Annotated in this window: 11 protein-coding genes and 1 pseudogene; 4 read left to right on the forward strand and 8 right to left on the reverse strand. The window is 41.1% G+C overall.

Features of this window, described 5'->3' with window-relative positions; translation table 11 throughout:
- Positions 1 to 158 precede the first annotated feature (158 nt).
- From OSJ91_RS21150 to OSJ91_RS21160, 3 genes and pseudogenes are all read right to left on the reverse strand, one after another.
- Positions 159 to 1,112 (reverse strand): methyl-accepting chemotaxis protein, encoded by a 954-nt coding sequence (locus OSJ91_RS21150; protein ID WP_485891928.1) that lies wholly within the window; start codon positions 1,110 to 1,112, stop codon positions 159 to 161.
- Positions 1,107 to 2,240: pseudogene (locus tag OSJ91_RS21155) on the reverse strand (PDC sensor domain-containing protein); the annotation flags it as partial. The gene OSJ91_RS21150 and the pseudogene OSJ91_RS21155, both read right to left, overlap by 6 nt.
- Before the next feature lie 282 nt (positions 2,241 to 2,522).
- Positions 2,523 to 3,041: a DJ-1/PfpI family protein gene (locus OSJ91_RS21160; RefSeq protein ID WP_350299821.1), complete on the reverse strand. Its 519-nt coding sequence runs from the start codon at positions 3,039 to 3,041 to the stop codon at positions 2,523 to 2,525.
- A 136-nt stretch (positions 3,042 to 3,177) separates the two neighbouring features.
- On the opposite strand from OSJ91_RS21160, the gene OSJ91_RS21165 reads away from it, so the two are divergent.
- Entirely contained in the window at positions 3,178 to 3,573 is a 396-nt protein-coding gene (locus OSJ91_RS21165; protein WP_350299822.1) for a winged helix-turn-helix transcriptional regulator, read from the forward strand.
- Positions 3,574 to 4,132: 559 nt separating this feature from the next.
- Here OSJ91_RS21165 and OSJ91_RS21170 read toward each other — a convergent pair.
- The 5 genes from OSJ91_RS21170 to OSJ91_RS21190 all read right to left on the reverse strand — a co-directional run bounded on the left by OSJ91_RS21170 (position 4,133) and on the right by OSJ91_RS21190 (position 7,910).
- Complete coding sequence (locus tag OSJ91_RS21170; protein WP_350299823.1) at positions 4,133 to 4,330, reverse strand: hypothetical protein; 198 nt, start codon at positions 4,328 to 4,330, stop codon at positions 4,133 to 4,135.
- Between the two features lie 126 nt (positions 4,331 to 4,456).
- A complete protein-coding gene (locus tag OSJ91_RS21175; RefSeq protein ID WP_350299824.1) occupies positions 4,457 to 5,707 on the reverse strand; it encodes an MFS transporter in 1,251 nt (416 codons plus the stop codon).
- Between the two features lie 636 nt (positions 5,708 to 6,343).
- On the reverse strand, positions 6,344 to 6,829 hold the full coding sequence (locus OSJ91_RS21180; protein WP_485890364.1) for an SRPBCC family protein: 486 nt from the start codon (positions 6,827 to 6,829) through the stop codon (positions 6,344 to 6,346).
- Positions 6,830 to 6,852: 23 nt separating this feature from the next.
- Entirely contained in the window at positions 6,853 to 7,389 is a 537-nt protein-coding gene (locus tag OSJ91_RS21185) for a GNAT family N-acetyltransferase (protein WP_485890365.1), read from the reverse strand.
- Between the two features lie 2 nt (positions 7,390 to 7,391).
- Positions 7,392 to 7,910 carry a YfiT family bacillithiol transferase gene (locus tag OSJ91_RS21190; RefSeq protein WP_485890366.1) on the reverse strand — a complete coding sequence of 173 codons (519 nt, stop codon included), beginning with the start codon at positions 7,908 to 7,910 and terminating at the stop codon, positions 7,392 to 7,394.
- Between the two features lie 181 nt (positions 7,911 to 8,091).
- Here OSJ91_RS21190 and OSJ91_RS21195 point away from each other — a divergent pair, with 181 nt between their 5' ends.
- The 3 genes from OSJ91_RS21195 to OSJ91_RS21205 are packed head-to-tail and all read left to right on the forward strand — an operon-like array spanning position 8,092 to position 11,854.
- Positions 8,092 to 9,246, forward strand: a complete 1,155-nt coding sequence (locus OSJ91_RS21195) for a GerAB/ArcD/ProY family transporter (protein WP_350299828.1) — start codon at positions 8,092 to 8,094, stop codon at positions 9,244 to 9,246.
- Positions 9,221 to 10,705, forward strand: a complete 1,485-nt coding sequence (locus tag OSJ91_RS21200) for a spore germination protein (RefSeq protein WP_485890367.1) — start codon at positions 9,221 to 9,223, stop codon at positions 10,703 to 10,705. The genes OSJ91_RS21195 and OSJ91_RS21200 overlap by 26 nt, the downstream gene beginning before the upstream one ends.
- 3 nt (positions 10,706 to 10,708) lie before the next feature.
- Entirely contained in the window at positions 10,709 to 11,854 is a 1,146-nt protein-coding gene (locus tag OSJ91_RS21205) for a Ger(x)C family spore germination protein (RefSeq protein ID WP_485890368.1), read from the forward strand.
- Positions 11,855 to 12,120: the final 266 nt, after the last annotated feature.

Here is a 12,120-nt window from a genome sequence, read left to right on the forward strand (position 1 = left end):
TGACCAGCCCCTCTAAATTGTACTTTTGTACTTCTAGTGATTTTGTCCACTAAAGAGAGATGCCCAGTTCACAGAAATCAGGGTCAATGCAATACAACAAAAAAGGGGAAACCACTTAGTGGCCTCCCCTTTTCGCAACGCTTATGTTTTCCGTTCCTCTAATTCTTTATCTGGAATTCCCCAAGCGTATGCTCCAAATCATTTATTAACTGTGTTAGCTGCTGTGTATATTGAGCTAGTTCATTGGATGAAGCTGCTTGTTCCTCCATCGATGATGCAATTTCTTCTGATGAAGCAGTCGTTTGCTGAGATACGGCGGTGATTTCTTCTATTACTTTAATAACCGTTTCTTTCTGTTGATTGATGCTTTCAATTGATCGTGTTTCTTCCTGGATCGAATTGGATATTTTCCCGACGGAATCCTCCAGCTCTTTCATGGCTTCACTTACCGTGATCACGGCATTTTTCTGATCCTTGCTGATTTGATTCGTTTCATTGGTCGTCCTCAGCAATTCCTCTGTATCTGACAGAATGCTTTGGATGATGGCTTGAATGTTTTTTGTAGCTTCTTTTGAATCATCAGCCAAGCTCCTTACTTCATTCGCAACGACAGCAAATCCTTTGCCGGACTCACCTGCCCTTGCCGCTTCTATGGATGCATTCAAAGATAACAAATTGGTTTGTTCCGATATTTTCGAGATGGCATTCGTGACATCGGAAATGGTTTTTGATTTTTCCACAAGTCTTAAGCTCATGCTGTTGACTGCAGCAAAAGCCATTTCTAGCTTATTGTACGACGTTTCCAAACCACTTACCTGTTGTTTCCCTGACTCTATTTTTTCAGATGCAAGCTCCAATACGGTTTGGGTCTCCCTCGATTTTTTTGATAACCCATCGATTTCTCCACTAAGAACCTGGATCGTGCCCGCACCATGCTCCACTTGTTCAGATTGATTCGATGCTCCCGCTGCAATCTCTTCTATCGCGCGTGAAACATCAGTAATGGCCGCACTATTTTCAGCAGCTATTTGGCTTAAGCCGGAATTGGCCTTTGTCACCGATTCCGCATTTCCGTTTACCTTCTCAACCAATCCTCTTAATTTCCCCAGCATCGAGTTATAGCTTTTGCTTAAGTCCCCAATCTCATCATTGGATTTAATGGCAAATTCGGACACTAAATCCCCACTAGCTGTCTTTTCTATGATTTTTTGGAAGTCGGCCATGATCTTCGTTAACTTTCCTGCTAGATAAAGAGCACATGCCGTCCCGAATAGAAGACCTAAAACACCTGATATCACTACGATTCTATTAATGTCATCCAGCTTTGATTGTAGTATTTTTTCTGGAGTGAGCGCCAAAACCTTCCAGTTCACTTCAGGGACCGTACTCAATTCACCTGTATAATCTTCACCATCCAACGTCAAGGCCTGATTCGCCTTGACGTCCCCGTTATACATGTCGGCCACCCACTTGAACTCTGAATTGAATCGGTCAGAATCCGCCATGAAATCCTCCACACCTTCTTCCATGCCGCTTTTTTCAGGATTCATATTCTTCCCGTCCATACCCTGCATGAATGAACTCACGATAAAACCTTGTGAATCCAATATAACCAGATTGCTAGTAGACTCTTTTTCGATGGTTGTCCTCATTTTCCCGATTGTCGAAAGGTCGATGTCATAACCAAGGGCTCCTGCCATTTTCCCGTCCGATAAAACGGGCGTGACAACGGAAGTCATGATCATCCCTGAAACTCCATCTCTATACACATCCATCCATTTCGTTTCTGGTCTTTCAGTCAGCTGCGTATAAGTCTTAGTCTCCCTAGCATCCTGATTGAAATCCATTTGGGGCGAAGCATACAAGGAACCATCCGATCCATCCATATAATAAACGGAAATTAAATCCTTATTGTTCTTTTGAAAAGCCTCTAACGTTTTTTGGATATCCTTGATTGAATCACCATTCTTGATTTGATTGGAAACCAGCTGTGATAATTGCTCTAGCGAATTTTCATACGTGGACATGCTCAAATTGATTTGTGCTGCCGCATTTTGGGCCGAGCTTTTGTTGATGGATATACTATCTTCTTTAAAAATGGAGGTCACTTTTACCCCCATTATCGAAACGGATACGACTATAGCGAGAAAAACGGATGTACATATAAATAATAACCATTTTATCCGGAGTGATATCCTCCTCTTCACTTTTTCTTTCTTTTCAATCGATGAACTTCTCATTAATAATTTCCCCTTTTTATTTGACCTGCAAATGCTCTCGCTTACCTGTGTGAAAACAAAGATTCAATTTATGCTCAAAATGGATCCTTCCTTATTTACGATCACTTACTTTATTTTTCCACATAAACATACTATATACCTAATTAAACCTTGTCAATTGCCAATTAAGGATAAATACGTAGGCATAAAGAACTTATCGCATTTTCAAATTCAAAAAACCCTTGGATTACATAGAATCCAAGGGTTTCACATGGGAAAATTAGGTCAGCAGTAAAAAGAGATTTAGCGTAATGCTGCGGCTAAGCTTTCTCCGAATTCTTTTGCACCATCCGGACCATCACCTGTAATGATATCATCATGCGCAACGACATGCTGTTTTGCATATTCAACGGAATTGGCTTTCAATTCGTCAATTTGAACATCAACTGGGTAACAAGCAGCTTTGCGGCCAGAAAGTAAACCCGTTTTCGCTACAGTTACAGAACCTGCACAAATTCCCGATACAAGAACTTTTTGTTCATGTGCTTGTTTCAAAAAGCTTTGCAATTCTTGATTGCCCCATAGGTGATCATTCGTGCCCGATCCCCCAATTACAGCAACTGCATCATAATCACTTGCTGATACATCAGAAAAGATCACCTCTGCCAACGCCTTGCCTAGATAGTCTCCAGTTATTTCACCTGTTTTCGTACTTGCTACCGTCACTGCCACTCCTGTATTTTCCAAAACTTCTTTCGGCTGAAATAATTCATCTTCATTAAAACGTTCCGGTGGTATAATTAGTAATGCTTTTTTACTCATATATTTTGCCTCCTGAATTGAATTGTCTGATGACTACTCAAATTGTAACGCTGGAAATCAGCGCTGTGAAGAATGCACTTTTTTGTGCGGAGGTTACCTAAAGGTTACTGGTAAAATTAAAAAGGAGCTAATGTCCATGTCAGAAACATTAAGAGATGAAATCAAAGAAAAGATCTTAAACGGCTATTATAACTGCGAAAAAGAACTTACGTTATCCATATTCAGCGGCAAATGGAAAATCGTCATTCTATGGCATTTAGGTGTAGAAGGCCCACACCGATTCAGTGATCTCCAAAGGCTTTTCCCAAAAATATCCCATAAGATCTTAACGAATCAATTACGTGAACTTATGGAAGACGGCGTCGTCCATCGGGAGGTATATCCCGAGATCCCTCCAAAAGTCGAATATTCCATGACTGACCTTGGAATGACCTTGCTGCCAATCGTTGAAATGATGTATGAGTGGGGGAAAAACAGGATGAATGAAATTAAACAAGAAATGCACGTCAGTGAAAATGATGTGAATAAATAATGCATTCGTGACCCGAAAAACAAAGCCCATTGTAAAATGTGAACGTTGCCTCCAGGCACTCGCTTTCCGCGGGCGGTCCGAGAGCCTCCTCGGCGCTCGCCTGCGGGGTCTCCCTTGGCCACGCTTTTCCCGCAGGAGTCTCGTACCTTACGTTCCAATCAACTGGAACTTCTTTTTTAAGAAACATTGTAGGGAAACTGGCTCTTCTTCTCCAATTCGTCTACAGTCCGGCGGTTCCATCAATTTTTCGGCAAAAGGAAGTTTCGAATTGCTCTCGCCCGAACCAAGATTTTAAAAGTAAACTAGTTTATTCTTCATGTTTTTTTACTGAAACCCTTAATGGATGGAAGAAATTTGCGACACTCCTGCCGAATTACTGGCTAGACGAGACACCGCAGACGCTTGCGTCGAGGAGGCTTGGCAGACAGTCGGCGGAAAGGGAGCGGATTTCTGAAATCAACTGGAACATTTTTTAAATAAAAAACTAGACCGACATTAGAATCTCGGTCTAGTGAATTCGAAGCTGATTCTTTTCATGAAAAGGAAAGGTGAACTCATTTTACTTTTTACCCGGCTTGGTGAATTGCTGACCAATTGCACCTATTATTAAAATGATGATCGAAATGAGACTGTAGTCCTTAAAAAAGGTCGTAAATGGAATTTCCAGAAATAAAAACGCCATCGTAAGCAGTCGTCCTATAAGTAGAATCATTCCGATAACTACCATCCAATTAAATACTTTTCCCAAAAAATCCATCTTTTCCTCCTTAGCCAATCTAATGATGACTTTCATGGAGTTACAGGATAAATAACTGGAGTGCTGCCTAATATCCCATACCCTTCTGGCTCCAGATTTTCATCTCACATGGCATTCCGTGTACCATTACTCGGGGGCATCTTTCGAGATTGGTTTTCCGGCTTCGATCAACACTTTGCTGCCCAGCAGGAAAAAACCTTGAATGAACAGCAATAAACCAGTTCCTATAAGTAGCCATTCAATTTTAATGATGTCGGATATCGGTCCGAATACTAGCATTCCCAGGGGCATCATCGAAGTCGAAATCATCCCTAAAACACCAAATACCCTCCCAAGAAGATCACCCTCGATTTTCTCCTGTAACAAGACCATGGACGGCGTATTAAAGATGGGCATCGCCAATCCGACTACTCCCATGATGATCAAGTAAATCCAAAAAACGGGGATGATTCCAAGAGCGAAAGTACAGGCCCCAATTATTAGGCTCGCAAGTGTCATCGTATGGATCTTGTTTTTAAAGCCTCCCCACGAAGCCATGAAAAGCCCGCCTAGCATCATTCCGATGGCAAAAGTGATTTCTATCGCAGTCAACCGCCAAACATCATTCCCGAAAGAGCGTGTGACCTGAAGCGGTGTAAGAAATGCAACAGGTGCGGCAAGCACGAAGAAAAATGCGAAAAATATAAAGAACTTCTTAAGAAAGTCGTGATTCCTGATATAACTGAATCCTTCTTTCAAATCGGTGAAATAGCTGGTTGTTTGCTTTTGTAATGCCTTCGCATGTGCTGGAATTTTCAAAAATGCCAGCAAAGTGAAGATGGCAATTGCAGCTGTAATCACATCAATGAAGAAAATGGTTTCGATTGAAGCCATCGTAAGCAGCGCGCCGCTCACCATGGGGGAAACGAGCATCACCAGCGCTTGAATGCTTCCATTTGTCCCATTCACCTTCGTAAGCTTATCCTCTGGCACAAGCTGGGGAAGAATGGCCCCGACTGCAGGAGTCTGGATTCCAGTTCCTATCGCCCTGACAGCGGACATGACGAAAAGCAGCCAAAGCTCATCGTAGCCGATTAAAAACAAGATGGCCAATATCAGCGTTGAAATGGCAATCAATGAATCCGAAAGAATGATCAGCATCTTCCGATTATAGCGGTCTGCCCATACCCCCGCGATTGGGGACAGTATAAAGGTAGGCACGAAACCACAAACGATGGATATCGTCATCATGACACCCGACTGTGTATTCAACGTGATATACCACATAATGGCATACTGAACCAAGGACGAACCAAAGAGGGATATGGTCTGACTGCCTAGAAAAAGAGTGATATTCTTTTTCCAATTGTCCTTTACTTGTTCATTTAATGATTTCATCTCTTAAACACCTCATTCTATTTTCAATATTTTTTTCTTAATGCCCTAAAAAAAACACAGGCTATCTGCCTGTGTTTAGAGTAAATGGATCAGAACCTATCTAAAGAAACCTGATAGGATGATTATTTTCACGATAAAAAATAATCTTCCCGCTGGCCTTCGGTTTGGTCAATACAATGGGGAATCCACCACTTTACACTATGACCTCCTTGGATAGGTAAAGTATTTCTCCCGTTAATAATTCTTCTATTTTAAAGTCAACTGGAAAAGCGTAACCCTTTGATCACAAAGGTTAACGCGGCTTCAGCTGGACACAAAAAAAGAGGTTGAAATCGTCTCTTTTTTCACAAAAGCGTAAAATGAAGGTTTCCTTAAAAATAGACAGACCATTCCCATTTACCCTGCGGACATGCAGAGCCCTTGAACGTATTCAATTAACGGTTCAAAGATTGGAAACGCAGTCTGATAAATGTCACAAGGAAAACCTCCATTTCTTAAAAGTTAAAGTCATCTTAACATGGAGCCAACTGGAATATCAATAAAAAACATCCTTCATGGCAGAAGCGTCACTTCGGTTTTGGCCGAAATTCACTTTTCCGCTTCCTTATGTATCCACCTGCATGTCACACATTCCATTCATCCTTCAATTCGTTTGACGGCGGCCATATATTCCTTATGCCTTTTTTCCCATTCATCCATCGGGAAGTCCTGATGATTACCATCAAGTAAATCACTAAACATATCAAGGCATATATGCCAGCCTGCCAAATCCTTTGATGTATGATCATTAACTGGCGTGATGGATTCTTTCAATACTAATGAACATCCATCCTTTTCAGGGGATACCTGGAAACGAACCCAGCCGTCCCCCCATTCAAAATCTAAAACGGCAGATTCTTGGAAGTCCCTGATCTTCATATCAAAAGATTTCCCTGACCCATCATTGAAATTGAATGTTATGGTCCCGTCTTTTCGAAGGTCCTTCATCTCCAGGTTGGACATCCACTTTTCAACCTTATCATTCTCCGTTAAAGCACCCCATACCTTTTCAACCGAATGATTGAGCAGGCGATCGAATCTTGCGATAATCCCATTACCTTCTTTTTCGATGACAGCTTGCACTTGGATTCACCCCTTTTAATTCGTTACCCAATCTTATTTTTATAATAAAAAATGGTCGGATGTAATTCACCATTTGCAGATTTCGCATAATCAGGAATCCTGCCTGCCTGAATATATCCCAATGATGTATACAGGGAGTTAGAAGGATCTCCTTCCCTTGTATCCAGGAACAATAATGTCCGTCCCTCTTGCTTGACCCTTTTCTCAGCCTCTAACATGAGTGAACGTCCTATTCCATTTCGTCTATAACCAGTATGCGTCATTAATTTTGCGATTTCCGCTCGATGGCCGCCGTTCCGCTTTGAACATAAATGCAACTGTACACTCCCGACTATCTTACCCTGTAACTTAGCGACAAACAGAATCACATCAGGATTTATGGCACTACTCCAATAATCAATCGCCTCAGACCGTTCCATGGGAGGTAAAAAACCTATGGATGCGCCATCATCCACAACCTGCACCAAAAGGTCGGAAAGTTCATTAAGATGGTATTCGATTGATGTTATTTCTTCGATTTTCACATCGGCGTTCACAGTAATCACACCTTTCTCAGTCATATTCACCATCCCTGGCGCTTTGATAAAGAAGTAATATGAGCCAGATGATGGCGTCCGTGCCATGCATAAATGCCTATATTTTCACCGACAGTTACCTCTCCTGAATCGGGATGGATGAATGTTCGGCTCATGTCGTCTGCATGAAGACCCGATAAAAGTTTGCCCATGCGGATATGTACAGCTTCGATTAGTGATAGAGAAATTTCAATCGGCAAATCATAATCAGGCAGCTCTGCCCATTGCCCCTCTTCGTATGGTTTAATGACCGGACTTTCTTCCGTAAGGGCCAATTTGAAGCGAATATACGCATTCATATGACTATCAGCAACATGATGCACCACTTGGCGTACCGTCCATCCTCCAGGACGATAAGCCGTATCAAGCTGTTCATCATCCATGTTACCTACTGCATCCTGCAGCATCCGAGGCAAAGCATTAATCTCGTTGAGCCACCCCTCGGCTACACCACTAGTAATCTCCCCGTCAAACTGAAACTTTCCTATTGGGTATCTTAAATCCATCTTCATTCCCCCTAGATGTTCAATAAAAATAGCATCTATATATATTCTTCTTCGATTAAGACAAATCCTTTTTGCCGGCATACTTTGCTTTGTTCTCCTGCTCATCATTAACCAGAAGGAAATTTAATCCACATCATTAGCACGTATACTATTTCCAGATTTAGCAACCATAAACAAATGAATGGCATGTGCATCAATCCAATCTTTAAACAATGGAAATGGGGATAGGATCATTTTGAAGAAAATTAGTTCGATACAAACCCTTAGCATCTTCTTTTTATCAATCGGCCTTCTTAATCACGTTATTTTGATCCCTTTCCTCCTATCCACCGGCGGAAGGGATGCTTGGATTTTTTCTATCATTATGATTGGGTTGATCCCGATTTGGGTCTACATATTATCGAGGATAATCAAGAATATGAATAATCAATCCCTGACGGATTGGCTTGAAAATAGATTTGGAAAACATATTAAAAATATCGCCTTATTCTTTATAGTGATTTACCTGATCAGCCTTGTTTTGGCCACTACAAAGGAAACGATTGATTGGATCACGACAAGCTTTCTTTTTGAAACCCCAAGTTTAGCGATTATCATTCCGTTTACACTGCTATGTATCTTCCTTGCCCATTCTGGTATGCGCTCCATCGCAATTTGCTCTTCTGTATTATTGCCAATAGTCATCATTCTTGGCATATTCGTTGCGACCGGAAATATACCGACAAAAGACTACAGCCACCTCCTTCCCCTTTTCGAGAATGGCTATTTTCATGGCGTTAAGACCCTGCAATATTCTGGTTATGGTCTTGCAGAACTGATTTTAATCGCCTTTTTCCAGGAAAAGCTTTCTGATAAAATCAGTCGGAAAGTATTGGTTTTCATATGTCTCGGTTTAGTGTTTTTACTTCTCGGCCCATTAACAGCTGCACTCGCTGAATTCGGACCGACCTTAGCCGAAGCCATGAGGTACCCTGCCTATGAACAGTGGCGATTGCTGACTATTGGAAAATATATTGAACATACAGATTTCTTTTCGATTTATCAGTGGCTTGCTGGTGCCTATATCCGTGTTTCGCTGGCATTATTCTTAATAACGGAAGTCTTTAATAGGAAAACGGACAAAATGAAGGTCGGAATTCTTTTTGCTGTAGGCTTTCTTATGGTCGTCATCTCCATCGTACCATTCAGTAATTTCAAGTTTTTGCATGTAACCCAAACTTTTTATTACCCTGGTGCTTTTTATTTCCTATTACTTTTGTCCGCCTTTTTGTTTATCGGCACTTTCATTAGTTCTAAGGAGGGTAAAAAACATGAGAATGAAACGATCCAAAAATGAGCCAACCCTGCCTGAATTAAGGGAGGAGACATTTCGCGAGTTATTTAGTTCAAGTTCAGATATCAAGTTTGACACGATTTATATCGGAGAAACCGAAAGACCCATTCCTGTCCTTATTTTTTATTGCTCGGGTATGGCCGATATCAGCTTATTGAACGAGGGAATTTTGGAAAAGTTAAACAAGATGATGGAATTGGACGAGAGAATCGATGAAGAAGAAGCAATCAACAAGCTAAAACCCTTGATAGATCTGACGAAAGTAACCATTGATAGCGAATTCAATAACGTCCAACAGCTGATTTTCTCTGGGTATGCCTTATTATTCATACCATCAACCCAAGCTTTATTTTCAATAAATTTGTCCAATGTTCCGAACCGGCAACCTGAGGAGTCTTCCTTTGAGGTCTCGGTAAGGGGGCCAAGAGATGGATTTGTCGAAGATTTATCCATGAATACAGCTTTAATCAGAAAGCGGCTAAAAACCAAATCGCTTGCCTATGAAGACTTTATCGTTGGCAGGCGCAGTCAAACGAAAGTCGCACTAATGTACATGGATGACATCATCAATAAAGAACTTGTTAAAAATGTAAGATCGAAAATCAACTCCCTTGATATTGATATTTTGGTGAGCAGCCAACAATTGGAGGAATTGATCACTAACAGTAAATATAGTATATTTCCACTCACTCATTATACGAGTCGCCCTGATTTTGTAGTCGAAGCACTCAATCAAGGAAGATTCATTCTAATCGTGGACGGCATGCCAACGATAATCGTGGCCCCTTCTACCTTACTATTGCAAATAAAAACCGCAGAAGATTCGAATCTTCCTTTTCTATTTGTAAGCCTTGAGCGACTTCTTCGCTTTATGGGGCTTGGCATTACCGTTTTATTGCCGGGGTTTTGGATATCCATTTCCGCTTTCAATATTGAACAGGTGCCGTTCCCGTTACTAGCCACGATTACCCTTTCAAGGCTGGGACTTCCCTTATCTGCCACGATGGAATTCATACTCATGCTCATTTTATTTGAATTATTCCGTGAATCCGGAGTCAGGTTACCTAAAGCGGTTGGGCAGACAGTTGCCGTTGTAGGAGGACTAATTGTCGGTGATGCGGCGATAAGGGCAGGACTGACCTCACAAACCATGCTTGTGGTCACTGCCGTAACCTCTGTTGCATCTTATACACTTGTAAACCAGTCTTTAACAGGTGCCGTTACCGTTCTGCGAATGTTTGTGCTGTTACTAAGCTGTATTTATGGAATCTACGGCTTGATAATCGGTTTCCTTTCCATTATCACTTTACTATCCAGACTTGATTCATTCGGGGTTTCATATATTGGCGGAATGAACCCGCTTAGGTTCACAAAAATACTGGATTCATTCATAAAGAGGCCATGGAATTCCATTAGTAAGCGATCTTTGGCAGCTGATGATAAGACGAGAAAGGGGCAGTAAGGCATGTTCCGCATCTGTAAAATTTGGTTGACCCTACATTTAATCCTATTACTTTCAGGCTGTTGGGATGAAAAAACGATCCAGGACTTTCATTATATAACGGCCATCGGGATAGATTTCAAAGATGGGGAATACATTGTTTATACGCAACTTGTAGACTTCGCTGCGGTAGCTAAAACGGAGGCAAAGCCGACGCAAGCACCTCCCGTATACGTAGGGAAACAAAAAGGACGGTCCATTTCGATCGCCATTAATAAACTAATGCGCAATACTCAACAGTCTCTCTATATAGGACATGTATCCACATTTGTAATCAGTGAAAATGTTTTGAATCGGCAAAGCGCAGAAATAGTGGATTATATATACAGAAACCAATTACTCAGATACTCAGCCAATATCTTTGCCACAAAAAGTTCCATGGAACAGCTTTTCTCCATTAACGGTTTTTTTAATTTGTCACCTTTATACACGACTTTATATTTTCCGGATGATGTATACCGGATTAGATCATTCATCCAGCCCATTACGGTCCAAAGGTATTATTCTATCCAGCGGGAAAAAGCATCTACAACCATTTTACCCTCCATTTCCTGGAACGATAAAGTTTGGAAGGAAAAAGATAAAAATCGAAAAAGCCTCTATATGGATGGTGCATTTGTCATTTACTATAAAGTGACCCAGCCCTGGTTCTCTGAAAAGGAACTGAGCGGTGTACGCTGGCTCACTAAAAGGACCAACAAAACTCCAGTGAACATTACAATGAATAAGCAAGACATCTATGCCTCATTCTCCCATCCGGATCATAAAGTAAAACCTGTTCTCAAGGATGGAAAGTACAAATTCGATATTGAAATTGACGTATCCGGCAAAATACTGGGGCTTGATACCCAAATCGATATCGAGAAAATAAAACGCAAATTCGAAAGTCAAATAAAAAAAGAAATCCAAACAACGTTTAATACAGGGCTCCAAAAGAACGCAGACCCTTTAAACTTTGGCAAAATCCTTTATATCAAAGAAACAAAATACTGGCAAAAGAATCATATAAAAGAGCCTAAGGATTATTTAGATAAGGATTCAATACATGATATAAACGTAAAGGTACATATCCTTAACACAGGCGGATTAGAAGCTAAACCACTGCGGTAATGAAGGTTTGGCTTGTGATTTTAAGGGCCAATTCCTGTAATGCATCATTCACGAGTAAATCGGCTAAACTCACGAGTAATTTGCCCAAACTCACGAGTATTTGCTCTAAACTCACGAGTAATTTGCCCAAACTTACGAGTATTTGCTCTAAACTCACGAGTAACGCTTATATCTCGTGAGTTTGCTGATCAACTTGGGTTTAAAAGCCCTCTACATGATGAAAAAAATCAGGATGGTGGCTTTTTGAGCTCCATCCTGATTTTCGG

Source organism: Bacillus sp. T-10(2022) (assembly GCF_056502895.1).